The organism is Planococcus plakortidis, from assembly GCF_001687605.2.
In the GTDB taxonomy this organism is placed as follows: Bacteria; Bacillota; Bacilli; order Bacillales_A; family Planococcaceae; genus Planococcus; species Planococcus plakortidis.
Window position 1 is genome coordinate 857609 of sequence record NZ_CP016539.2, and the last position, 22415, is coordinate 880023.

At 50.8% G+C, this 22415-nt stretch carries 25 protein-coding genes; 13 read left to right on the forward strand and 12 right to left on the reverse strand.

The genetic code is table 11. From position 1 onward, the window contains the following. Positions 1-112: 112 nt before the first annotated feature. Genes BBI15_RS04395 through BBI15_RS04405 form a run of 4 tightly spaced genes read left to right on the forward strand, consistent with a single transcriptional unit; the run spans position 113 to position 1106 of the window. On the forward strand, positions 113-466 hold the full coding sequence (locus BBI15_RS04395; RefSeq protein ID WP_068872479.1) for a hypothetical protein: 354 nt from the start codon (positions 113-115) through the stop codon (positions 464-466). Positions 467-499: 33 nt separating this feature from the next. Continuing rightward, the gene (locus BBI15_RS04400) at positions 500-712 is read left to right on the forward strand and encodes a hypothetical protein (protein WP_068872480.1); all 213 of its coding nucleotides are present in this window, start codon (positions 500-502) and stop codon (positions 710-712) included. Positions 713-742: 30 nt separating this feature from the next. Beyond that, complete coding sequence (locus BBI15_RS16390) at positions 743-910, forward strand: hypothetical protein (RefSeq protein ID WP_157101624.1); 168 nt, start codon at positions 743-745, stop codon at positions 908-910. Further along, entirely contained in the window at positions 873-1106 is a 234-nt protein-coding gene (locus BBI15_RS04405; protein ID WP_068872481.1) for a hypothetical protein, read from the forward strand. Before BBI15_RS16390 ends, BBI15_RS04405 begins: the two co-directional genes overlap by 38 nt. Before the next feature lie 63 nt (positions 1107-1169). Here the strand turns inward: BBI15_RS04405 and msrB are convergent, their stop codons facing one another. Then, entirely contained in the window at positions 1170-2276 is a 1107-nt protein-coding gene (gene msrB, locus BBI15_RS04410; protein WP_068872482.1) for a peptide-methionine (R)-S-oxide reductase MsrB, read from the reverse strand. Positions 2277-2292: 16 nt separating this feature from the next. Then, entirely contained in the window at positions 2293-2799 is a 507-nt protein-coding gene (locus BBI15_RS04415) for a TlpA family protein disulfide reductase (protein WP_068872483.1), read from the reverse strand. Positions 2800-2974: 175 nt separating this feature from the next. Here BBI15_RS04415 and BBI15_RS04420 point away from each other — a divergent pair, with 175 nt between their 5' ends. Together BBI15_RS04420 and BBI15_RS04425 are read left to right on the forward strand one after the other, a co-directional pair. Continuing rightward, positions 2975-3709: a phosphatase PAP2 family protein gene (locus BBI15_RS04420; protein ID WP_068872484.1), complete on the forward strand. Its 735-nt coding sequence runs from the start codon at positions 2975-2977 to the stop codon at positions 3707-3709. Positions 3710-4206: 497 nt separating this feature from the next. Beyond that, positions 4207-4569 (forward strand): DUF3784 domain-containing protein, encoded by a 363-nt coding sequence (locus BBI15_RS04425; protein WP_068872485.1) that lies wholly within the window; start codon positions 4207-4209, stop codon positions 4567-4569. 363 nt (positions 4570-4932) lie between these two features. On the opposite strand, the gene BBI15_RS04430 is transcribed toward BBI15_RS04425, so the two are convergent. Together BBI15_RS04430 and BBI15_RS04435 are read right to left on the reverse strand one after the other, a co-directional pair. Then, complete coding sequence (locus BBI15_RS04430; protein WP_068872486.1) at positions 4933-5955, reverse strand: STAS domain-containing protein; 1023 nt, start codon at positions 5953-5955, stop codon at positions 4933-4935. Positions 5956-6088: 133 nt separating this feature from the next. After that, the gene (locus BBI15_RS04435; RefSeq protein WP_068872487.1) at positions 6089-6670 is read right to left on the reverse strand and encodes an MEDS domain-containing protein; all 582 of its coding nucleotides are present in this window, start codon (positions 6668-6670) and stop codon (positions 6089-6091) included. 216 nt (positions 6671-6886) lie between these two features. Here BBI15_RS04435 and BBI15_RS04440 point away from each other — a divergent pair, with 216 nt between their 5' ends. Beyond that, positions 6887-7687, forward strand: coding sequence for an SDR family NAD(P)-dependent oxidoreductase (locus tag BBI15_RS04440; RefSeq protein WP_068872488.1), 801 nt, complete (start codon positions 6887-6889; stop codon positions 7685-7687). 168 nt (positions 7688-7855) lie between these two features. Here BBI15_RS04440 and BBI15_RS04445 read toward each other — a convergent pair whose 3' ends face one another. From BBI15_RS04445 to BBI15_RS04455, 3 genes are all read right to left on the reverse strand, one after another. After that, a complete protein-coding gene (locus tag BBI15_RS04445; protein WP_237150910.1) occupies positions 7856-9535 on the reverse strand; it encodes an LTA synthase family protein in 1680 nt (559 codons plus the stop codon). Between the two features lie 133 nt (positions 9536-9668). After that, positions 9669-10994, reverse strand: a complete 1326-nt coding sequence (locus BBI15_RS04450) for a Glu/Leu/Phe/Val family dehydrogenase (protein ID WP_418312493.1) — start codon at positions 10992-10994, stop codon at positions 9669-9671. Between the two features lie 90 nt (positions 10995-11084). Then, positions 11085-11942: a GNAT family N-acetyltransferase gene (locus BBI15_RS04455; RefSeq protein WP_068872489.1), complete on the reverse strand. Its 858-nt coding sequence runs from the start codon at positions 11940-11942 to the stop codon at positions 11085-11087. A gap of 249 nt (positions 11943-12191) precedes the next feature. Here BBI15_RS04455 and BBI15_RS04460 point away from each other — a divergent pair, with 249 nt between their 5' ends. Continuing rightward, a complete protein-coding gene (locus BBI15_RS04460; RefSeq protein WP_068872490.1) occupies positions 12192-12614 on the forward strand; it encodes a hypothetical protein in 423 nt (140 codons plus the stop codon). Between the two features lie 71 nt (positions 12615-12685). Beyond that, positions 12686-13126 carry a VOC family protein gene (locus BBI15_RS04465; RefSeq protein WP_068872491.1) on the forward strand — a complete coding sequence of 147 codons (441 nt, stop codon included), beginning with the start codon at positions 12686-12688 and terminating at the stop codon, positions 13124-13126. Between the two features lie 47 nt (positions 13127-13173). Here the strand turns inward: BBI15_RS04465 and BBI15_RS04470 are convergent, their stop codons facing one another. Then, positions 13174-13341: a hypothetical protein gene (locus BBI15_RS04470; RefSeq protein WP_157101626.1), complete on the reverse strand. Its 168-nt coding sequence runs from the start codon at positions 13339-13341 to the stop codon at positions 13174-13176. A gap of 428 nt (positions 13342-13769) precedes the next feature. On the opposite strand from BBI15_RS04470, the gene BBI15_RS04475 reads away from it, so the two are divergent. Together BBI15_RS04475 and BBI15_RS04480 are read left to right on the forward strand one after the other, a co-directional pair. Further along, positions 13770-14420 (forward strand): hypothetical protein, encoded by a 651-nt coding sequence (locus BBI15_RS04475; RefSeq protein WP_068872493.1) that lies wholly within the window; start codon positions 13770-13772, stop codon positions 14418-14420. A 198-nt stretch (positions 14421-14618) separates the two neighbouring features. Then, a complete protein-coding gene (locus BBI15_RS04480; RefSeq protein WP_068872494.1) occupies positions 14619-15482 on the forward strand; it encodes a PPK2 family polyphosphate kinase in 864 nt (287 codons plus the stop codon). Positions 15483-15533: 51 nt separating this feature from the next. Here the strand turns inward: BBI15_RS04480 and BBI15_RS04485 are convergent, their stop codons facing one another. Next, positions 15534-16751: an EAL domain-containing protein gene (locus BBI15_RS04485; RefSeq protein WP_068872495.1), complete on the reverse strand. Its 1218-nt coding sequence runs from the start codon at positions 16749-16751 to the stop codon at positions 15534-15536. Positions 16752-16998: 247 nt separating this feature from the next. Here BBI15_RS04485 and BBI15_RS04490 point away from each other — a divergent pair, with 247 nt between their 5' ends. Beyond that, positions 16999-17841, forward strand: a complete 843-nt coding sequence (locus BBI15_RS04490) for a YitT family protein (RefSeq protein WP_068872496.1) — start codon at positions 16999-17001, stop codon at positions 17839-17841. An 83-nt stretch (positions 17842-17924) separates the two neighbouring features. Here BBI15_RS04490 and BBI15_RS04495 read toward each other — a convergent pair whose 3' ends face one another. The 3 genes from BBI15_RS04495 to BBI15_RS04505 form a co-directional block, all read right to left on the reverse strand. Then, complete coding sequence (locus tag BBI15_RS04495; RefSeq protein WP_068872497.1) at positions 17925-18521, reverse strand: hypothetical protein; 597 nt, start codon at positions 18519-18521, stop codon at positions 17925-17927. A gap of 12 nt (positions 18522-18533) precedes the next feature. Then, the gene (locus BBI15_RS04500; protein ID WP_068872498.1) at positions 18534-19670 is read right to left on the reverse strand and encodes a CapA family protein; all 1137 of its coding nucleotides are present in this window, start codon (positions 19668-19670) and stop codon (positions 18534-18536) included. A gap of 184 nt (positions 19671-19854) precedes the next feature. Further along, positions 19855-20232 carry a YidH family protein gene (locus tag BBI15_RS04505; protein ID WP_068872499.1) on the reverse strand — a complete coding sequence of 126 codons (378 nt, stop codon included), beginning with the start codon at positions 20230-20232 and terminating at the stop codon, positions 19855-19857. Between the two features lie 148 nt (positions 20233-20380). Between BBI15_RS04505 and BBI15_RS04510 the strand changes: the two genes are divergently transcribed. Next, positions 20381-22414: a Na+/H+ antiporter gene (locus BBI15_RS04510; protein ID WP_068872500.1), complete on the forward strand. Its 2034-nt coding sequence runs from the start codon at positions 20381-20383 to the stop codon at positions 22412-22414. Position 22415 lies beyond the last annotated feature (1 nt).

Sequence of the window (22415 nt, forward strand, 5' to 3'; positions counted from 1 at the left end):
TTGGTTGAATGTGACAGACTATAGTGCTGTGCGCAGCGCCGGAAATATTCTCCTCTGGATAGAGGAGTCTGTTCCGGTGCTTTTTTAGTACGGAATAAAGGGAGAGAAGGTTATGGAAGAAAGGGGAGGGCTTGTCGAGCCGTTGGGGAACGCTTGGCAAGAACCAGAAACATCAATGAAGGGCCGCCCTGGGTTCAGCGGCGGGACTGGGGGAACGATTCGTTTTCTTGGATACGATAGCGGGGGGCGTGCGGTCAATCAAGTGGAGCTCTGGCTGACTCGGGAAGAACTGCCTGTATTTATCGAGGCACTGGTCACCCACCCGATGCCACTGCCGACGGATTACCTGCAGACGGCTGAACCCCGGGACGATGGATTTTGTGTCCGGATCCGTTCCCATGAATCACCGAAAGTATTCGTTTCAAGGCTGAGTTCGGCGATTGGCTGTCTCGAGCAGCCGGCGTAAACAATCCAAATCAAGTGGAAGGCGGTAGTTTAAATGGATAATCGGAGTGACCTGATCAAACTGGGTGATGAAGACATTTACCTGATTCTATACTTGTGGAAAGTAAAAGGCTGTGAAACAAAAGAATTGGCACAGCGCTTCCATATCAGCGCCGATTCTGTGGATGATTTGCTGTCAGGGCATGCGAGGAGAGATTGCTACAGGGACTTCAACCGGATTGAAAAATATTTGGTGGAAACTTACTGAGCGGTAAATTTATGATGGGGAGTGTTCAATATGGGGAACCGCAACGAGATGAAGAAAATCAGCGCTGCTTTTGCAGCCCGCTATGAGCGCTTTATAAAAGGCTATCAGCAGTATAAAGCGGAACACATCCGGCAGCATACTGATGGGGAGGTCGAACGCTATGACAACAGCACACGAACTGAACAGGCTCAGCGATGAGGCCGTCTACAGCATCTTGTATTTCTATCATATTGAAGGATTTCCCGCCGAACACTTAGGCATGAAATATGGCGTCAGCAGTTTGACGATCGAAGGCATCGCCAAAGGCCGATACCGCCCGAAATGCCATGAAAATTTCATGATCGTCGAAGGCATTTTGGAACGCCGCTCGGTGAAGCGGGCCGAAAGCCTCTAAACCTGAAATGAAAACCGAAAAAGCCGGAAGCCCATTCAAACGGGTTTCCGGCTTTTATCTTGCTCACTCAAGTGCTTTGTCCGTCAGGTATCCGTAGCCTTGCGCTTCCATCTCTTCGAGCGGCACAAAACGCAATGCCGCACTGTTCATGCAATAGCGCAAACCGCCAGCTTCTTCCGGCCCGTCTTCAAAGACATGCCCCAGATGGCTGTCTCCCGTGCGGCTCCTGATTTCGGTCCGCATGCCGAACAGGGAAAGGTCGTCGTGTTCGGTCACGACTGCCGGATCGATCGGCTTCGTAAAGCTTGGCCAGCCGGTTCCTGAATCGTATTTGTCCTTGGAAGAAAAGAGCGGTTCGCCTGTGACGATGTCGACATAGATGCCGGGTTCGTAAAAGCCGTCGTATTCATTATCGAAAGCGCTCTCTGTCCCAGCTTCCTGGGTGACGCGGTATTGCTCATCGGTCAGCATTTCCCGAATTTTGTCTTCGTCCGGTTTTGGGTAATCAGCCGGATCGACTAATTGCGGCACTTCCTGATCTTCTAAGCTCGTAAAGTCAACATGGCAATAACCGTCAGGATTTTTCTCCAAATAATCTTGATGGTAATTCTCCGCGAGATAGTAATTCGTCAGCGGCTCGACTTCTGTGACAATGGGTTTCTCGTATTTTTGTTGCTCGTCGGTGATTTCCTTCTCGATTGTGCTTACAGCCGAAGGGTCGTCATAGAAAATGGCTGTCCGGTATTGGTTGCCGCGGTCATTGCCCTGCTGGTCGACGAGTGTCGGGTCGATGATGAGGAAATAGCGGTCGAGCAATTCCTCTAGCGACACACGCTCGGGGTCATAGCGCAAATGGACGGTCTCGGCATAGCCGGTATCGCCTGTCAGCACTTCTTCGTATGTCGGGTTTTCGATCGTTCCGCCTGCATAGCCCGACGTCACGTCATAGACACCGTAAATGCGGGCCATATAGGCTTCGACGCCCCAGAAGCAGCCACCCGCGAACCAGATGTCTTCCAGGTTTTCCGTATCAAATTCCAGCCCTTCGTTCGGGTTATCCGGGAAACGTGATTCCGTTGCAGAAGAGACGGTGGTCGAGTCGGTAACGGCTTCGCTTGAACAGCCCGCCAGCAGCAATAGCAAGAGCCCAGGCAGAAAATATTTTTTCATCAGGGATTCCGCCTTTCTAGTGAATCGAGTTCATCAATTCGAGTATGTCGTAGTTGGTCACGTGGCCGGTGTGTTGTTCGATAATCTTGCCGTCAGTATCGATCCATATAGAACTGGGGTAAGCTTCCAGTTGGTATTGGTTGAAGGTTTTTCCGCCTTCATCTAGGAGGACGATGAAATCGCCGTCATGGTCGATGGTTGAGAACCAGGCTTTGAATTCTTTGGGGTTCCGTTCGGCATAGGTCCCAGGGGAGACAATTGTGAGGACGATGAAATCTTCATCGCTTTCGATAAGCTCTTCCATTTCGTTCAATCCCGAGAGGCAGATGGAGCACCAGGAGGCCCAGAATAGAAGGTAGACTTTCTCGCCCCGGTAATCGTCGAGGTGGTGGACGGTGCCATTGAGGTCAGGCAATACAAAATCAGGTGCCGTGGGGCCGCGGTTTTCGGATAAAGCCTCGGAACAGGAAGTGAAGGCGAGCAGGACGGCAGCCAACATCAGCAACTGGAGCGGTAACTTCATAGTGATCATCCTTCCAGTGGGATCAGCAAGAGCTTGGCGTTTTCTTGCGTGATTTACTATCTATTTGAGCTATTCCCTAATTAAGGGCCCTTGAATCCTGGAACTGTAAGGATGTGGAATACTTAGCGGCAAAGTTGGGTAAACTGACGGTAAGTAAAAGTATAGGGGCGGTTAGATGGAGAGAGAAACGAAATTATCGGGATTTGCTTTTATTGTGCTTCTGGTCGGGCTTGGGCTGGCAGCGTCGTTCATAGTCCTGTTTGCGCAACTGGCCGATGAAATGCTCGATCAGGAATTGGCCGTATTCGACGCGGTCACCATCCGGTTGCTGGAAGTGGTCGGGAGCAGCGGAATGGATACAGCCATGTTCATCATCACCGAGCTTGGGTCGGTGTGGTTTCTTGTCTTGATGTCGCTTGGCGTTTTATGGATCCTCGGTGTCAGGATGCGCGACAAATGGGGCGTCTTGTTCTATTTAGTGGCAGTCGGTGGCGGCTCGTTGTTGACTCTTTTATTGAAGCATTTCTTCAGCAGGGAGCGGCCGGGCATCAATGAAGCGATCGATGCGGTCGGCTATAGTTTCCCGAGCGGCCATTCGATGGGGTCGCTCATCTTCTACGGTTTCCTCATTTACCTAGTTATCCGGACGAGGCAGAAACCATGGCTGCAATGGACGTCCGTTTTTGGCCTTGGCGCGCTGATCGTGCTGATCGGCATCAGCCGGATTTATCTGGGGGCGCATTTTCCGAGCGATGTCTTGGCGGGCTATATCGCCGGCACTATCTGGCTTGTGCTGAGCCTGGTGGCGCTCGAATGGATCCAATGGCAACAGCGAAGCCCGGTGCCGCCTGTTACAGCCTTGCGGAAAGTATTGGCGCCCCTCTACCGGGCGGTCATCGATAAATTATAAACACGAAGCTGCCGGTATTGCCGGCGGCTTTTTTCTCGTGCATGAGCCGGTATAATATTGTCTTAATGAGCAAGTAAATTGAATATGAAGATAGGCGGCCGGTGTCCTTTTGCTGATGGCCTTACTATCGTTCCTTATTGCCATCTTAATTTCATTCCCTTGACAGCGCAACTGATAATGACTGAAAAATCAAACAATTATGTAGCGTTTTTCTTCGAAAGGGCGTATGATCGAAGAAAAGGAGGTGCCCTTGAGATGACCGATATCGTTGGGCTATTGCCCATGCTCATTTTCGGCGGGATAGCTGTTGTCATCATCGGGATGGTATTCTCATTCAAGAATTGGACACATTAACGGAAGATGTGGGGAGCGGTTCTCGGAAAATCCTGCACAGGGAAAGATGGGTGCGGGATTTTTCCATGTTTTTAAAAGGGATTTCCGCATCTTTGCCGAATGACAAGCTAGTAAACAGGATTTCAAGGGGCGAGGGTGAGGGAATGGGTGAAATGAAGTCGGGGGCATTGATCATCGGCGGGGGCGTATTATTATTGGTGCTCCTGGGGCTATATATGCTGCAAGGCAAAGGGACATTTCTGATCGCGGGCTATAATACGATGCCGAAAGAAGAAAAAGCGAAATACGACGGCCCGGCGATGGCCCGGTTTATCGGGAAATTATTGATCGCTTTGGCATTCAGCATGCTTTTTTGGCTCGCTGGCGCGTTGCTTGAAAAAAGTTGGATGTTCTACATCGGCGTGGCCTTATTCCTTGGATTCACCGGTGCGGCGTTGATTTATATGAATACGGGCGGCCGTTTTCTGAAACAGCCTTCTGGGGATGGGCACGAAAAAAACAAGTGATACGGGGGTAGCCCGTGTCACTTGTCAGACTGTCGAGAAAGGTGAGAAATTGTATTTTCCGAAGCTTATCGCTCGCTTTCCGTGGGCTCGCGCCCAAGCCTCCTCAGTCGCTTCGAAACCCTTGTGCTCCCACATCTGCGTGGCAGATGCGTCGCAAATGAATGCGCTCAGCACAGCTTCGCTCATTCATTCCTTGCGGGGTCTCGGTCGTCTCGCTGATCCACAGGAGTCGAGCGAACGCTTCTCCAAATACTTAGACATATCATTGTATTTTTGAATGTAAAAAAAACGATCCCATTCTCATTCGTAATGGATCAATAGACTTCTTCAACACTCTTACAAGTGATACGGGGGTAGCCCGTATCACTTGTTTTTTGGATGGATGGAGCGGCCGCTGCGGCCAAGCGCATAATAGATGCCGTGCTGCAGGCTCTGTAAGGTTTCGAATTTCGACAGGTCCTGCATCGTACGGGTTATGATCATGGCGAGTTCCGGCGAGACGCCGACAAGAATTGTCTCAGTGCCGAGCAAGCGCGCCGCTGCTGCCAATTTATCGATCAATTGGACAGTATGCTCAGAGATCTCCCGGTTCAGTCCCGTCAAGTCGAGAAGCAGGAACTCTGCTTTATGCCTCGGCAACTCATTCAAGGTGTTATCGATCAAATCTTCTGCCCGGTCTTCGTCGTAGCTTCCGATCATCGGGACGACGATGATCCCTTCAAGCACCGGGATGACAGGAGAGGAGAGCTCGCGCACCAGTTTTTGGAGCTTTTTGGTCTTTTCATCCACCATTTCCTCGAGTTGTCGGATTTGCTTGTCCTGTTGCCGCCTTGAAAGTTCCCGGATGTTTTGCTGCACGGTGACTTCTGATGGATAATATTCGACGATGCTATAAGGGTGTTCTTCGTTTTGGTAGCGGATGGTCCGGTACCAGAAGTTTTGCCCGAATAAGCCGGTCAAGACGCCGGCGTAATGGGAGGGGACGAAAATGCCTTTCGTGCCTTTATGGTTTAATTGATTCATTTTGAACTCCCAATCATCCTGTATGTGCATCGTGAATGTATACTGTTCAATATCCATCTCGACAATTTCGACTTTCCCCCAGCCCGCGGGTGCATATGTATTGGAGATCCAATCGACGACATTGCTGGCATCGATATTCTTCAGTTCGCGGAACCCTTCCCCAACAACGATTCCTTGCCTGAACCCCGTAGTCTCCAGCACGAGGTCGGTTGCCTCGGTGCCGGTGATTTCCCGGATTGTGTCGAAAAAGGTTTCCATGGCAGAAGTCCAGAAAAAGACGACATCGCCGCCATCGAAAAGCACTTCCCCCGTTTCCAGATCCCATTTCAGCTCGGCTGCGCCGACTGTGATTTCTTTTTTCATCGCTGTATCCTCCGCTTCATTCTATCTCCGCTTCGCCGTTTGCCGGCTGTTACTCCAGTATTCCCTGGGTGAGGAGAAAATATGCATGGAATGAAAAGAGCTTTGCGGTGAAAAAGAAAAAAGCCCGGAATTCCTAATTCCGGGCTTTTCTCTCGTCAAGAAAAGATATTGCGGAAACGCTGGAATCTTCCATTAGGTAACCATGGCAAAGCATGAGCCGCTCGCGAAGGCTATCCGAGACGCGGGGCGCATCGTATGCACAAACGGATATGGATTTGCGCTGAGGCATGGATCGGTCGACTTCCGTTTCGTACTCGATGATCTTATGATCGATGTCTTGCTGGCTGGCCCATTCGATATGGCCCCAAGTCCGGCATTGACGGCCGTCTGCCGCGAAGGCGCCGAGGATGCTTTCGAAATACTCCAGGATGGCGTCGGGGTGGAAATTTCCTTTCCGCCAATAGAAATCGAAATTATTGACATAATGAATCAAGCCCAATTCTTCAGCACTCAATAACTGCTGGAGCTTTTTATGGATCTGCGGATAGATCCGCGGGTTCTCGACAAAGAGCACGCGGTCGCCGTTGCGGATGCCGTTTAATATATAAGTTACGGCATTTTCAATATACAAATCGGCCTGTTCGCTTAAGTAAAGGATATGCGCATAGTCGAGGACGCGCAAAGACTCGGTAAAATCGCTCATTTTTTGGTTCATTTTTTCCCTCCGTGTAACGCATTTTCCAACTAGTGATGAAATTCGTCTTCAGCTGGAAGTGAATAGCTGGAAGTGAAAAAAATGACAGCACTCGTGTATTTCCCATTAGTATATACTACATCACGCCTTTCCGTCTGTTTTAAGGTTTTTGCGACATTTAATGTTTGATTGGCCGGCTTTTAAGGGAATCAATGCAGGCAAGGGAGGCGAAAAGCCATGAGTATTTTCAGCCAACAAGCATTGGCCGGCAAGCACATACTGGTCACGGGAGCGACTGGGGGCATCGGCTGGGAAACAGCCAAAACACTGGCGCAGATGGGCGCGACACTTACGGTTAGCGGCCGTGACCCGGATAAATTAACGCAATTGGCAAGCGAATTATCGCCGTTGATAGACACAAGCTCCTTGTACGTCCATGCAGCGGATTTAACGGATCCACAGGAACGGGAGCAACTGGTGGAAAGCGCGGAAGAGCGTCTCGGCTTTATCGGCGGATTGGTGAACTCTGCCGGCGCAGCTGGCGGAAAACAAGTGGAGGAACTGGACCAGGAATTTCTGGAGCGGTTGATGAACATCAATTACACCTCTACCTTTATGCTGACGCAGTTGGTGTACCGGCGCATGATGGAAGAAGGCCGAGGGGACATCGTCAATCTCGCTTCTCTTTCGGGGCTTCGCGGCACGGCCGGAAACACGGCTTATGCGGCAAGCAAATTCGCGGTGGTCGGTTGGACGCAATCCATGGCCTTGGAGGCGATTGAGCATGGCATCCGCGTCAATGCAGTATGCCCGGGATATGTCGATACGGAAATGGCGAGGGCCAGCATCCAGAGAAAAGCGGAGCGCAAAGGGATTCCATTTGCGCAGGCGATGGAAGAAGCGGAGGCAGGGATCCCCTCGCACCGGCTGTCAACTCCTCAGGAAGTCGCCCGAACGATTGCATTCCTGCTAACAGATGCCGCACCGAATATCGTCGGGGAATCGGTGAAGATTTCCGGCGGCAGCGTCATGAGATGAAAAAAGCTGGGCTCAGATTTCTGAGCCCAGCTTTTTCATTGTTCGATATAGTCCAGGGCATTGTCTTCGATCACGGTATCCGAAATACGCAATTGATCGAGCGCATCGCCGATATAAGGCTCACAATCCGCGCTATCGATTTTTTCACCGCTTTCGATCGAATAGCATTCACCAGAACCGGGGGGGCGAGGTCAGGTCCGGCTTGAAGTACACATCGCCTTTCCGGAACGAGCCGTCGCGGAAAACGACGGGCTTTTCGGTGCCCGACAGCAATGAAGTGCCGAGCATGAAGCCTTGGTCGATACCCGCAAGTTCCAGGATCGTCGGTGCCAAGTCAATCTGCCCGCCAACGGTCTCGATTGTTTTACCTTCTGATAAGTTCGGTGGCTTGATCCATAGCGGTACCGTCCGGAACAATTCGAATTGCTCTGTCGTTCCATCGGCATCGAGCTTGCTTGCCATCTCACGGCCTTTTTCGGTCAATCCGCTGTCGTGGTCACCATAGAAAATGACCAGTGAATCGTCCCACATATCTCGCTGTTTCAATTCATCGACGAGTACTTCGACCGCCCCGTCAACATAATGGATGGTATGGTAATAATTCCGCAGTAGTTCATCTTCATAGCCCGGCAGCGCCAACTCTTTTTTATCTTCAGGAATCGTAAAGGGAATATGGCTGCTCAAGGCGATCATGAAGGCATAATACGGTTCCTGCAGCTTTTGGATGTGATCGACCGAAGTCCTGAAGAAATCTTCGTCATTGATCGCCATGCCGATTTTTTCCGTATCGGGGTAGTCCTTTTCGCTGAAAAAGCGGGAAAAGCCGATGTTTTCATAGACCGTATTGCGGTTCCAAAAACTTGCTTCATAGGCGTGCATGGCGGCTGTATCGTAGCCGCCTGTGCGCAGGGCTTCCGGAAGCGGCGCGAATGTGCTGTCCGGAAAGCGGGTGTAGACAGATCCTGTGCGCAGCGGATGCAACGAAGTATTGATGGAAAATTCTGCATCCGATGTGCGCCCTTCATGGGTTTGATGGTGGAAGGAAGAGAAGTAAAGCATTTCCTCTTCAAGCCTATTCAAGTAAGGCGTCACTTCTTCTCCGCCGATTTCCTGGCCGATGACGGAGTTCTGCAGTGATTCCAATTGCACGAGGATGATGTTCGGCTGCTCGCCGCTGTTTTTCGTGCGAAGGTCTGCGGCCGCTTCCTGGAGAAGGGCTTTATCCTGATCGGATGGCTCGGGTTCGCGGAAAATGGAAACGATACCTTTTCCGAAATCATAGCCATGGTAGCCCCAAAATCCAAGCTCATAGTATTCGCGCATATTGCTCGCAGCGTCCCCGGTAAGCCAGCGTTCGCCTTTTGCGATGCTCGCAAGGAGCGGGGCGAAAAATACCAACAACCCAAGCGCGGCCAGTACCGCCGCCAATTTGCGGTTTATTTGCGGCCGTTCTGCTACGCGTTTTTTAAGGGCGAAAATGAAGGCAAGATACAAAAGGAAGTCAGCGAAAAAGAAAAAGTCCGTCCAGCGGATCAAGCTTAAAAACCCGCCGCCGACATCGTTCATTTGCGTCATCGAGGGAATCAATTGGACGGATAATAAATCACCGAAATAACGGTAATACCATACATCCGAAATCAACAGGACGCTATGGAGCGCCAAGAGCGATAGCAAAATCCAGCGGCGTTTGCGGGAATCGATCAGCAAAGTCCAGCTTGAGAGGATCAATGCGCTCGAGAAGCTGATCAGGAAAAATCCGAGACTGAACGGGGTATCGGTATACAGGCTGAAGAGGAATAATTTAAATGCGGAAAAGGCCAAATAGACCCAGTAATCGATTATTTTCATGGAAGTTCTCCTTTTCTGGCGGTAAGGGCCTTTCCTATTCACTACCTGTAAAAAGCCTTCCGGAAACATCGGCGGAAAAAAAGAGGCTGTCCCAACAGCCCGTTTCTGGGGATTGTTGGGACAGCCTGTCCTTTTAGATCCAGCCGCGTGCTTCCATCGCCTGGGCGATTCGTTCAACAGCGACCAAATAAGCGGCTTCGCGCATCGTGCAGCCTTTTTGTTCTTTCATCTCGTAGACATCATCGAAAGCGTCGGTCATTTCGGTGTGGAGCCGCTCGTTCACTTCCTGTTCGGTCCAGCGCAGATGGGTCGTATTCTGTACCCATTCGAAATAGGATACCGTGACGCCGCCCGCATTGCATAGAATATCCGGAATGACGGTGACGCCGTTCTTTTCCATCGCGGCGTTGCCATCCGGCGTGGTTGGGCCATTCGCCGCCTCTGCCACGATCTTGGCGCGGATGGTCGGGCCGGTGGCTGAAGTGATCTGGTTTTCGAGCGCGGCAGGCACGACGATGTCCACATCGGCAGCGAATAGCTCTTCATTGCTGAGTGATTCGAAGCCGTTATATCCGGCAACCGTGCCGGTCGTTTGGGCATAGCCGATCAATTCTTCGATCGGCAGCCCGTCTTTATGGTAAACGCCACCGCCCGCGTCGACGATGCCGAGCACTTTCACGCCGCGCTCATGCAATAGTTTGGCAGTGATCGATCCGACATTCCCGAAGCCTTGCACGACTGCGGTCATGCCTTCAAGTTCGAGCCCCAATTTCTTGGCAGCATCTTCGATGGTGAAGACGACGCCGCGGCCGGTCGCTTCCACGCGGCCTTCCGATCCTCCGAGGATCAACGGCTTGCCGGTAATCGTGCCGGGCACGTTTTTCCCTTTCAGGCGGGAGAATTCATCGATCATCCACCCCATGATCTGCGGTGTCGTATTGACGTCCGGCGCCGGGATATCTTTTTCAGGCCCCATGATCGGTTCGAGTTCGCGGATGAAGCCACGGGATAATTCCTCGAGTTCCCGTTCGGATAGTTCTTTCGGATTGACGATGATTCCGCCTTTGCCGCCGCCGTAAGGGATTCCGAGAATGGCCGCTTTCATCGACATCCAAATCGACAAAGCCGCCACTTCGTCTTCCGTCACGCCAGGGTGAAACCGGACGCCGCCTTTTGTCGGGCCGAGCACGTCCAGATGCTGCGAGCGATAGCCCTCGAATTCGCGATAGGTCCCGTCATCCATGCGCACCGGAATCGACACTTTCAAGATGCGCTTCGGTTTTTTCAGGATTTCGTATACTCCTTGCGGCAATTCGAGTTCCTGCGTCGCCACTTCAAGCATGCGCTGGACGATTTCAAGCGGGTTCGAAAGTTCGACCCCGTTCTTCACTTCTTTCGCAGGCATCTCCTGCTTCAAATCTTCTGCTACTTCTTCCTGGCGATGTTCCTGCTGTGTCATCCTATTCTCCTCCTTGGCTGTTTTCCTTCTATACTCTATATCTTCCTATTCAACATGGCGCTTAAACATCCAGAAGGGGAGGAGGGGGAATCAATCGAGTTCTGTGCCGTATAAAAACCAAGGAGACGGCAAATCAAACGGATGCCCGTCCGGCAATTTGCTGGCTTGTGCACGCGTCAAGTCGATCCATACAAAAGCGCCTTCCCTGGAATCATGGCGGATCTTTTCAAACGGTGCGCGCAAGGTTTCCCATAGGCCTGGCTGGTCGAATAAATCTTCCCATGGGTAGATGGTGTGGAGATAATCGTATTTCTTTACATCGTGCTTAGTGATGACGATCCGGTCGCGTGCCGGGTTTTCATGAAAATCCCATTGTGCAAGTGCCTCGCCGGAAAACAGGTCAGGGGTTGCGGGAAATGGATAATAGCATTCCAGCGGGAAGACCCGCCCTGAGCGGATATAAACTGCCTCGAGCCAGCGCATCTTTTCATCATGGCTGTCTATTTTTCGCCAAGGCGCAGCGCCGGTTTCGAAAATCTCCACGGTTCCGGTGATGGCGGAAAATAATTCAGCTTGGCGGGATAGGCCGATTTTTTCCAACACGCGCTGTGCCGGCAAATTGAACTCTTGTGTGTTCGCGCCGACAAAGCGGATACCGGGATGTTCCAATGCCGCATCACGGACATGGGCCATCAGGCGCGAAGATAAGCTTTGGCCGCGAAAGCGCACGTCGCTCCGCATACGCCCGAGCATGGCGTAGCTGCCGGCAAAAATGGTGTAACCTCCGATGCTTGCGAGCTGTCCGTCCTGGAACAAACCGAATATGCGGTTAGGCCCTGTCGAAATCCGGTCGAATACACGGATGACATAATCATCGTCGATGCCGGTGTCCATATCCTGTAAAGCCTGAAAGTCGTCACCGGTCAATTGGCGGATCGTTTCGTTCATCTATCGTCACTCCTTAAGGGTCATGGTTGCATCATAATTTTAGAGGATTCAAGGGCCCAGCACAAAGCGTGAACTGCCAGGAACGGGAATTTTTTTAAAGCTGGCGCTTGCTAGGCTCTGTGAGCGGCATTTTCTGGGTATGAAGATGAGCAGGGGAAAGGGCACGGGGCGGCGAACTAAATTGGAAGAGCGATTATTTCCCGTAAAGCAAGAGATTGAAGGTTCCGGGATCGATAAGGAGGGAAGGCAGTGGAAAACTGGAAAGCGGTGGAGTTGGTCAAGGATCTATTGTTTGGCCTGGGGCTTTATGCATTGATTACGGTCGCCGGTCTATTGGTATCGATGGCGGTTTCCGGAAACTCCGATATGTTGTTATTGAACGATGAAGTGCGCGGTGAAATGGCGATGCAAACCCTATTGTGGATGATCGTCCCTGCTTTTTTGCTGTCATTGGGCCTGTCCTGGCTGAGAAGGATCCGGATGAAGAATGCGGCACTTCGCATCAGCATTGTCTGGGCGGTCCTTATGTTGTTCTTGTATTCGGTAGCTGCATTATGGAGCGGAATTTTCACTGTGCTCATCGCTTCCGTATCCTTTTATCTGTTTTTGGCTGCCGTATTCCTTGGGCCGATCGTGTACGCGTTCATGAAAAAATTGCCTGCCTGGAAATAGGTGCGGGAGTTTAATGCCGAAAATGGAAGGGAAAAGAGGACAACACGGAAAGTTCAAGAGGGGGCGAAGAGGTGGCGATCCATCCGCAAATCATTTTCAATGGAAATTGCAAAGAAGTGCTGGCTTACTATGAAGGGGTATTCGGGATAACCGATGTGTCCGTCATTCATTACGGGGATAATCCGGGGTCGAAACTGGATGAGGACCTGAAGGAATTGATCCTGGAGGCGGCACTCCCGCTTTACGGCAATTATTTGCTGTTATCGGATGCGATGCCTGGGAAGCCTGCTACATTTGGCAGTAATTTTCACGTGTCAGTCCGTTCCGAAGAACTGGGGGAAATGAAAGCTGATTTCAATAAATTGGCGGAAAGCGGGAAAGTGATTTTTGAATTCGAGGAAAGTTATTGGAGCGAAGCATACGGGGTTGTACAGGATAAGTTCGGCGTCCAATGGCAATTCGATTACCGTAAATCCGAAGCCGGAAGCGCGAAGGAAAACCCAGGAGAATAAAGGAAAACCCTTCGCTGAGGCGAAGGGTTTTCTTTGTGTAGATGGGTTCATGCCCGTATCATGGCAGCGAGCACATCGTAAATGAGGCCTGCAGGAAGCAGCTCTCCTAAGGAGGCGAATCCTCCAATGAAACGGTTGTAGAGGGTGATGGCAAAATAGAAGCCGATGAACAACAGCGCCGACACAATCAGTAAAATCACAAATGTTCTCGTCATCGGGAGTTCCTCCATTTCCATTGTTGCAAAGCTTTCTCAGGAATCGACCGGCAAACTGCCCACTAGAAAAACAATAAATTCAGCAAAATGGTCAACACGATCGACAGGATAATTGAAATCAGTATGCTTCCCATACAGGAAACGCGCATGAAAAGACCACCTTTCTATAACGCGATGGAAAACGGAGTGGCTAATAAAAAATGTGCCTGAACAAACTGGTGAGGCTTGCAGATAGTTTACCCGAAAAACGGGGAAGGCTAACCTCTTGAAGCACGTCCATAACAGGCCTTTTCCCTTCTTCATTCAAACCGAAGGATGCCATCGTTTTGTCGAATATTGTCATAATTTCTTGCTTTCTTAAAAAAACGGATGCTATTTTTAAGGTTTTTTGTTACAATCGTGTTACGAATAGATGTCCGGAGGGTAACATGGCTAATTACAACCAGTTTTCAGATAGTAATCCGCATAATGAATCCAATCGAATCGAGGCGGAAAAAAGCGCAGAATCCGGTGCTGAACCGCCTAATTTTCGACACCATAAAAAAGATCCAGGAAGCCGCAAGCTTTGGCTGAAGGCCGGTGGCGGCATTTTACTGTTGTTCATCCTGTGGAATGTATATTCCTTTGCCAGTTATGTGGCGCCATGGAATGAGGGGCGTTCGGCGGCGACTACAGAACAGGATGAAATCCAACAGTATATTTTCCAGAGCGAGAAAAGCGAGGAAGTGCTCAAAGAAGTCAGCAATTCGCTCATTCGCCTGTATGACCACAATTCGCTCACGGAACTCCATATCAATGAGATGGAGAAAAAGCTGGAGCAATTGTCCGAAGAACTCGACACGGACGATCCGCGTCTTGCCCGATTGGAATCCTATCATTTTGCCCAAATCGAGTTGACGCGTGAAATGACAAAGACTTTGCAGAAAAACCAGGTCGAGGAAGTCCATGAGAAACTGGATGAAATCCTGGACCGCCAAAAAGAGCAGGCAGATGACAAAGCCGAAATCCTGATCTCCTTGATGGAAGAGGAAGATATCACATATGAACAAAAGGCAGATGGGTCGATTGCCTACGAATAAGCAATATCATTCAGAAGTTGAAAAGCTCCCCCGAAATCCCAATGGGTTTCGGGGGAGCTTTTTCATGGTGTGCACCCAACCCCAGTTTTCATCTGGCCAGGGTAAAGGAAAAATGGCAAATTGAGAAAAAAGCCCTGTAATTCCAAAAGCTGAAAAAGGGTATAGGGATAGAAACATTCATATCCAAGGAGGGCTTTAATGGATACCCAACGATATAAAGTGAAAGCCGGCGAGAAAGTGGATCTCTCAGACTGGCCGACACAAGAAGATAATCGAATGGAACCCGGGCAAATCGAACAGCAATTGAAGGAAACAATCGAAGAATTGAAAACATGGCATATCCGGCTTCATGCAGAAGAAGAAAAAGGCATTGTGGTGGCCCTTCAGGCAATGGACGCAGCCGGAAAAGATGAAGCGATCACCTATTTGTTCTCGAACTTGACTGCACAAGGGCTGAAAGTGACGACACTCGGGAAACCGACGGAAGAGGAATTGAAGCATGATTATTTATGGCGCCTGCACGATGCCTTGCCGGAGCGGGGGCAAATCGGCATTCTAAACCGTTCCCATTACGAAGAAGTGATTGCGCCGCGCGTCCATGATTTACTTGAAGAAGAGCCCTTGCCCGACCAGTTAATCGACGGGGAAGTATGGAACCGGCGATACCGGCAAATCAACGAATTTGAACGGTATATGGTCGAGAACGGTTTTCCGTTTGTCAAATTCTTCTTTAATCTTTCGAAAGAAGTGCAAACTTCGCGCCTTCTCGAGCGGATGAAGAATCCCGAGAAAAATTGGGAGTTTTCCTTCAGCGATGTCGAAGAGCGGGAACATTGGGAAGATTACCAGGAGATTTTCGGCGATATGCTGACCCATACTTCTACGGACTATGCTCCCTGGTATATATTGCCGGCGGACGATGAAATGTATTCCCGTTTGATCATCGCCCGGGTGATGGTCGAAATGCTGGAAGAAATCAACCCGGAATTGCCTGAAATCAGCGGTGAACAAAGAGGGAAACTCGATCATTATATCGACAAGCTGGAAAAGGAAGCGAAATGATGAAACCCGAAGCGGCACATGCTGCTTCGGGTTCCTTTTTTTGACTGTGCTTCATTGAAACAATAAGTAATCATTTTCAGAAATGAATTCGTAGCTTAAATCGACAAACAGGAAGCATTCGTCCGATAGCGGATAGCTGAATGTACGGATCATTTCCCCGGTTTCGATATCGGCGTAGATGTCCGACAGCCTTCCTTTATGGCTCGCTTTCATAAGCATCATATTCTCCAGGAAATACGGGCGGAAAGCCCAGTGGGAGCCGATTTGCTGAGGCTCGCTTTGCCAGTTTCCGACTGTTTTCCGGAAGTTGGAGGAAACTTGCTCCCCGTCGCTATTGCAGATGTAGATGCGGAAACTTTCCCTTTCGAACAGCGGCAGCACTTCCTGGATGAACAGGTCGGCATAGTCGGGGCTTTGCCATTTGCCCATCAAGCGCTTGAGTTTTTCTTCGGAACGGGCGGTATAGGCCAAACGTTCGCTGACCATCGCTTTTTCGCGGTGGACGAATTCTTTTACTTTGTCGCCTACATGAATGGACAAGGCCCCCGTTGTCAAAAGGGTAGGGTCGGGATGGGCCAAATAATAGCCTTGGTAGTAATGCCCGCCATGTTTCCAGGCGAAATACAGTTGGTGGTTATCTTCAATATATTCGTATAGCAGGCGTGCGCCGATGCGATGGGCAAGCATCGAGATGGAATGGATAATGTCCTGGAATGCATCGGGCTGGTGATGGCGGCTGATGCTCATATCGATTTTTAGGATATGCGGCCGCAATTGGCGAATGCGGTCGATGTTCGAGCTTTTCGCCCCCACGTGGTCAACGGCGATCTGGATGCCGTAGGTTTTGAAATACAAGAGCAAGTGGTTAAGTGTATCGAAATCATCGTTGAAGTCGTGTTCGGTAATTTCAAGGACAATGCGTTCGAGCGGAAACCCGCGTTTCCGGTACTCGAGCAAGGTCTTGAGGAAATCTTCACCGTCCCCTGCCATCAGCTGGCGTGCGTTGCGGTTGATGAACAACAGGCAGTCCTTATTTTCGAGCAGCAATTGATCCAACGCCATCTCGAGCAGCCTTTGGTCCACTTCGGTTTTGAACTCGTCCGGAACTTCCGGGTCGTTGAAGAAATCGCCGAGTGATTTGGTGCCATCCTGTTCTATGTAGCGGCCGAGCAATTCATAGCCGATGACGTCGTGTTTGACGGCACTGACGATCGGCTGGAAGGCCGGCATGATTTTATCCATATTGTCGATGATGTCTAACGGATCCATAGTATCTCTCCTCGCCATGCACTGTCTTCTTCTATTTTAGTCTTAATGTTTCCGGCATTCAATTGCAGCTTTTGAAACGCCGTGCAATCGAGGGATATTCCGTGAATAATAAGAAAATGAAAATCCAGCCAGAAGTACTTGCTTTTCTATGATGCCTCCCCCTATAATGTGAATCGCTGCCTTGCCTCATCGCCTTCAACGGAATGCAGGCATCGCTCATTACCATTAGATGAACGGAGAATACAAAATGGAGAAATTTTACCGCCTCGGGGCAATTTTCATTGCTTCCATTGTTATGGCGATCGCTTTTAATATGTTTCTATTGCCACACGAAATTCTATCAGGGGGCGTCACGGGCGTTGCCATGATCTTCGGTTTGATGACGCCGGTCAACTCGGGGATATGGCTGATTTTGCTGAACTTGCCGATTCTGATCGTCGGATGGATGAAGCTCGGCAAGACATTCATCGCCAACAGCATTTTTTCAGTAGCTGTCACGTCGATTGCCATGCTGTACATCCCGATCGTCCAAGTGACCGAAGATGCATTATTGTCATCGGTATTCGGGGGCGTCATTTCAGGCGCGGCAGTCGGGATCATCATCCGCTTTTACGGCTCGACCGGCGGCTTTGACGTCATCGGCCTGTTGTTGACCATGAAACGCGACATTCCGCTCGGTTTCATGGTATTCACCTTGAACAGCGGCGTCGTCTTCATCTCGGGCTTTATCTTCAATTGGGAGCTCGCGATGTACACGATGGCCTCGATCTACATTACGGGCATCGTCGTCGACCGCATCCACACGCGTCATATCAAGCTCAGCTTGATGGTGGTGACGGCCAAAGGCGACGAAGTGAAGAAAAAGCTATTGTCGAATTTGTACCGGGGCATTACAGTTACGGACGGGGAAGGCGCTTATACAGGCGCCAAGGTGAAAGTGCTGCATAGCGTCATCACCCGCTATGAGCTGGCATTTGTCCGGCCCTTGATCCGGGAAATCGACCCGAATGCCTTCGTCAGTATCACCGAGACGATGGAAGTGGTCGGGAATTTCCGGCGGGACGAAAACTATAAGAAAAATCCGATGTAACGGAAAAAGCCGTCGGGAAAAGTGCCTTGGCACTTTTCCCGACGGCTTTTCTTTTGTTAGCTGATGGCCTTAGAGCCAGGCGGTTATTCCGCTTCCTCGACAAAAACACGGTACACCACTTGATAGAACAAAGTGCTGCCTTGTCCTGGATAAATTTCGCGGTGCTGGAAGTTGCGCCGCTTCAAGGCATTCGAAAGCAAGAAATGATCGATCTTCCGGAATGCTTCCGCAGCCGCTTCGTGCTTTTTAGAACTGCGCAATTGAACCGATAACCCATCTTCGGCCTCTTCGAATGCCACTTCGGGAAGCAGCGGGAACTTCCGTTCTCTATGGATCAGGTTAAAGGCGAGATCGATGGTTTCGTTATCGATGAAATCGGGCTGGCGGATCATCAGCGAATATGTTGCAGGGCCTCCGTCCGGCCAGTGTGCGTGATGGAGTGTTTCCGGCGGATACAGGGAATAATCCGTGAAGCCGGGGGGGCAATAGCCATGCTGCGGAATCTCCTGGACCGCTTTTGACAAGGCAGTCAACAGACGAAGGCGTTCATGGAAATCCTCGGATCCGATGTTCCCGCGCCCGTCGATAACGAAATAGTATTGTTTCGGGATATGCACGGCATGCGCTTCGGCAGCGGGCGTGTATAATTTTTGTTCCTCCACTTTCCAGTCCTGCATCATCAACTCACTCCTCTATTCACGGAATTCCAGTTCCGGCATCCAAGTGGCAAGGTGGGCTTTCGTATTGGCGTTCCATTCCTCGTTGATATCTTTCAATAATAGAACTTCATAATCCCTAAAGCCGTCGTGCTGGACGAAGGTCGGGGTGAAGGCGGGGTTTGTGATGTCGATGCTGGAGCCTTCTGCAGTTTCTAGCTTGTCGATTTCCAGATGGACGATGCCGCCGATCCGCCGTTCGACGCCTTTTTGCCCGGACAGGAAATTGCCGAGCGAATAGAAGACGAAACTGCGGCGGCCATCTGCAGTATCGATCCATGCAGGCGGCTGCAGGACGTGGGGGTGATGGCCCAGAATGATGTCTGCGCCGTTTTCAGCGGCGAAACGGGCAAGTTCCGCTTGCTCTTGTGTCGGCATCATTTCATATTCATTGCCGAAATGGAGGCTCAACACCGATACATCGGAATGCTTGCGCGCATGCGCCAAATCCTGTCGGATCAACTCCCGGTCGATGCGGTTGACCAAATATGGCCGGCCGACAGGCGTCGGGATGCCATTGGTGCCATAGGTATAGGATAAAAACGACAACGTGATGCCGTTGCGTTCGAGTACCGGAATGTCGGCGCGTTGTTGTGCGGACAGGTGAGAGCCGCTTGACACCATGCCGATATCCCGCCAATGGGAAATGGCGTTCTCGATTGCCTGTACGCCGCGATCCATGGTATGGTTGTTTGCCATGGAAACGACATCGATCCCGGCATTCTTCATGGCATCGCCGAGTTCGGATGGGCTATTGAACGAAGGGTAACTCGATACCCCGATTTCGCTGCCGCCGATTATGCTTTCGGAGTTGGCGACGGTGATATCGGAGGATTCAAGGAAGGGCTGGATTGGCGCGAACATGGCGTCAAAATCATACCCACTGCCGGTTCTGGCATCTTCGTAAAGCGGTTCGTGGATGAGCACATCTCCGATTGCCGACAAACTCACCCGGTGGTTTCTCGCTACTCGCTCAGGCATCACTGCAAGCGGCATAGTGCGCACAGTAAATTCATGCGGGTTGGATTCAGCAGCGGACGGCTGTTCGCTGCTTGCAGCCAAAGCGCCAACAGCAAGCAAGCACACAATAAACCATTTTTGAAAAGTCGCCATGAGTCCATTCCTTTCGGTTGTCCCGCCCCGAACAGCAGGGCAGGACAGCTTGTATTCGCCAGATTAATTGATTTTAGAATACTATAGCAGGGAGGAAATCACTAGGCTTTTTGTGGTTTTGATGTGAGAAATAGCCTACTTTTTCTAAGGGGCAAGAAACGGATAACCTACAGGCGCAAAAAATTCACATAATGATAAAGAAATAGATGATAACCATGATAATCATGATCGACAGCATCGTGGAAATCAGGCTGATGCGCAGGTTTGATGAATAGAATGTTTCCTGGATGATTTGCTGGCGTTTTTCCCGGTAGGTGCGGGTGGCAGTGAAAATGATGACCAGGCCAAAAATACATGCGAAAATGCCGAGGATGACCGTGAACAAATCGACAAACGGGTTGCGTACGGCACCCATCGTGAAATGCAGGCTCGTCGCGAGGAAGCCGACGCCAACGATGGAGATGGCCGTACGGATCCAGGCGAGATAAGTGCGCTCATTTGCCAGATGCTGCTGTGTATAAGTGAGCTGGTTTTTTTCTTTACGGTAGGATTGCCGTGACAAGTTATATACCCCCTTCGACCAAGTGGCCGGTGCTTTCTTCTAGTTTACCCGAAACGTATGTGTTCTAATTAGAAAATGAACAAGAACTGGATAACCGAAAACATATTCGGGGTATACATAAATCATCACGAATAAATGGGGAATATCGATGGAATTATTGCTGACGATCCTGATCCTGCTGATTGCGCTCCTCGTCTCCAATGTAGTAAGCCACTATGTGCCGCAAGTGCCGGCAGCGCTTATCCAAGTGGCGCTCGGGACGATCATCGTGCTGGTCTTCGAGGATTTTACATTTGAATTGGAAGCCGAATGGTTTCTGCTGTTGTTCATCGCACCGCTCCTGTTCAACGATGGGCGGCATTTTCCGCGTGAGGAGTTATGGCGCATGCGCGGGCCGATCTTCGGCAACGCCGTCATCCTGGTGTTGCTGACGACATTGATCGGCGGTTATTTCATCCATTGGCTCATTGATGACATTCCGCTTGCGGCAGCATTCGCACTCTCTGCCATCCTGTCGCCGACGGATCCTGTCGCAGTGAACGGCATCTCACAGCGCGTCCGCATCCCCGGCAATGTGTTGAGCCTGGTGCGGGGAGAATCGTTGATCAATGACGCATCGGGGCTTGTGGCATTCAATTATGCAGTCGCTGCGGTCGTCACCGGAACCTTCTCGCTATACTCCGCCATCTTTAATTTTTCCTATAAATTTTTGGCGGGTGCGCTGTTGGGTGCCGTGATCGCTTTGCTGTTTGTCGGCATCCGCTTACTGTTCCGCAAGCAAGGAATCAACGACGTCACGTTCCACTCGCTTTTGCAGATCATGACGCCTTTCATCATCTTTGTCGTCGCGGAGGAATTATTGGGTGCATCCGGCGTCATCGCCGTCGTTGTCGGGGGAATTGTCCATTCGCTCGTACAGGAAGACACCGAAGCGCTCGTGGCGGAAGAGCAAATGCTAACGGAGAACATCTGGACGATCATCACTTTCGTTCTGAACGGCATCATCTTCCTGTTGCTCGGCCTCAATATCCCGGAAGCGATGGGCGGCGCGTTGGAGAACCCGAATATGGATGAAAGCGTCCTGCTGTCGTATGTATTGGCGATTACCGCCATGCTGCTGGGCATCCGCTTTATCTGGGCTTATTTGTTCTCCCAGTATGAATACCGCTTCGGGAAAATGGAAGACGCCGCAAAGCCGAGCCTGAAGCTGACATTATTCGTCAGCCTGACGGGGGTGCGCGGAACGGTGACGATGGTCGGGATCCTGTCCTTGCCGATGATCATCGAAGGCGGCTACATCTTCCCGCAGCGATCACTGCTGCTGTTCCTCGCGGCCGGGACCATCCTGTTGACATTGCTGCTTGCGACCGCATGCTTGCCGCTGCTCAGCAAGGGCAAATTGGCAGGAGACGAAGAAGATGCCTCAATCGATCTCGAAGAAGCGAGGCGCCGGCTACTGCTCGCTTCGATCGCCCGCATCAAATCCGAACTGACCGAAGCGAATGAAACGGCCGCCTACGAATTGATGGATGAATACCGGTTGCGTTTCCAGCAAGTGCAGCCGGAAGGCGAGGAAGCGAAAGAAGCCAATAAAAAATACCAGCGGCGCATGAAAGAAGTGCGGCTGCGGGCATTGAAAGCCGAACGCCGTTTCATTGAGAAACTGAAGAAAACAGAAGGCATGGAGCGGGAGGTCTACAAGGCGTTCGAGCATTCATTGAACCGCCGTGAGGAAGCGATCGCCCATAACGCCCGTTCCACACTGATTTATTTGCAGGGGAAATTAATCCGGGCATGGCGCAGGTTCAGGGGGGAGAATTGGCAAGACGAGGAAATCCGGCTCGTCGAATACCAAGTCGGCCGTGAAGTCCAATTGAAGGCGCTTGAAGCGGCCCTCGGAAATTTGGAAGCCTATCATCAAAAGGCCTCACGCAAAGACGTCGTCGAAGCGGTGTTGACCGAGTACAGGAAAATGATCAGCCGGTTGAGAAAGCCCGAAACCTTATATGATGAACGCTATGAGATGCAGAAAGAGGAATTGCGCATCAATGTCATGGACATGGGGCGCGCCAAAATCTACGATATGTACGACGCCGGCGAAATCACCCGGCAGCAGGCGAAAGAATTAAGGAAATACATCAACTACATCGAAAGCGTCACTTTATACGATCCGACGGAATGAA

Bases quoted from the DNA above. Each gene is read 5' to 3' on its own strand.
- BBI15_RS04395 (WP_068872479.1), top strand. From the start codon at position 113: ATGGAAGAAAGGGGAGGGCTTGTCGAGCCGTTGGGGAACGCTTGGCAA.
- BBI15_RS04400 (WP_068872480.1), top strand. From the start codon at position 500: ATGGATAATCGGAGTGACCTGATCAAACTGGGTGATGAAGACATTTAC.
- BBI15_RS16390 (WP_157101624.1), top strand. From the start codon at position 743: ATGGGGAACCGCAACGAGATGAAGAAAATCAGCGCTGCTTTTGCAGCC.
- BBI15_RS04405 (WP_068872481.1), top strand. From the start codon at position 873: ATGACAACAGCACACGAACTGAACAGGCTCAGCGATGAGGCCGTCTAC.
- msrB (WP_068872482.1), bottom strand. From the start codon at position 2,276: ATGAAAAAATATTTTCTGCCTGGGCTCTTGCTATTGCTGCTGGCGGGC.
- BBI15_RS04415 (WP_068872483.1), bottom strand. From the start codon at position 2,799: ATGAAGTTACCGCTCCAGTTGCTGATGTTGGCTGCCGTCCTGCTCGCC.
- BBI15_RS04420 (WP_068872484.1), top strand. From the start codon at position 2,975: ATGGAGAGAGAAACGAAATTATCGGGATTTGCTTTTATTGTGCTTCTG.
- BBI15_RS04425 (WP_068872485.1), top strand. From the start codon at position 4,207: ATGGGTGAAATGAAGTCGGGGGCATTGATCATCGGCGGGGGCGTATTA.
- BBI15_RS04430 (WP_068872486.1), bottom strand. From the start codon at position 5,955: ATGAAAAAAGAAATCACAGTCGGCGCAGCCGAGCTGAAATGGGATCTG.
- BBI15_RS04435 (WP_068872487.1), bottom strand. From the start codon at position 6,670: ATGAACCAAAAAATGAGCGATTTTACCGAGTCTTTGCGCGTCCTCGAC.
- BBI15_RS04440 (WP_068872488.1), top strand. From the start codon at position 6,887: ATGAGTATTTTCAGCCAACAAGCATTGGCCGGCAAGCACATACTGGTC.
- BBI15_RS04445 (WP_237150910.1), bottom strand. From the start codon at position 9,535: ATGAAAATAATCGATTACTGGGTCTATTTGGCCTTTTCCGCATTTAAA.
- BBI15_RS04450 (WP_418312493.1), bottom strand. From the start codon at position 10,994: ATGACACAGCAGGAACATCGCCAGGAAGAAGTAGCAGAAGATTTGAAG.
- BBI15_RS04455 (WP_068872489.1), bottom strand. From the start codon at position 11,942: ATGAACGAAACGATCCGCCAATTGACCGGTGACGACTTTCAGGCTTTA.
- BBI15_RS04470 (WP_157101626.1), bottom strand. From the start codon at position 13,341: ATGACGAGAACATTTGTGATTTTACTGATTGTGTCGGCGCTGTTGTTC.
- BBI15_RS04475 (WP_068872493.1), top strand. From the start codon at position 13,770: ATGGCTAATTACAACCAGTTTTCAGATAGTAATCCGCATAATGAATCC.
- BBI15_RS04480 (WP_068872494.1), top strand. From the start codon at position 14,619: ATGGATACCCAACGATATAAAGTGAAAGCCGGCGAGAAAGTGGATCTC.
- BBI15_RS04485 (WP_068872495.1), bottom strand. From the start codon at position 16,751: ATGGATCCGTTAGACATCATCGACAATATGGATAAAATCATGCCGGCC.
- BBI15_RS04490 (WP_068872496.1), top strand. From the start codon at position 16,999: ATGGAGAAATTTTACCGCCTCGGGGCAATTTTCATTGCTTCCATTGTT.
- BBI15_RS04495 (WP_068872497.1), bottom strand. From the start codon at position 18,521: ATGATGCAGGACTGGAAAGTGGAGGAACAAAAATTATACACGCCCGCT.
- BBI15_RS04500 (WP_068872498.1), bottom strand. From the start codon at position 19,670: ATGGCGACTTTTCAAAAATGGTTTATTGTGTGCTTGCTTGCTGTTGGC.
- BBI15_RS04510 (WP_068872500.1), top strand. From the start codon at position 20,381: ATGGAATTATTGCTGACGATCCTGATCCTGCTGATTGCGCTCCTCGTC.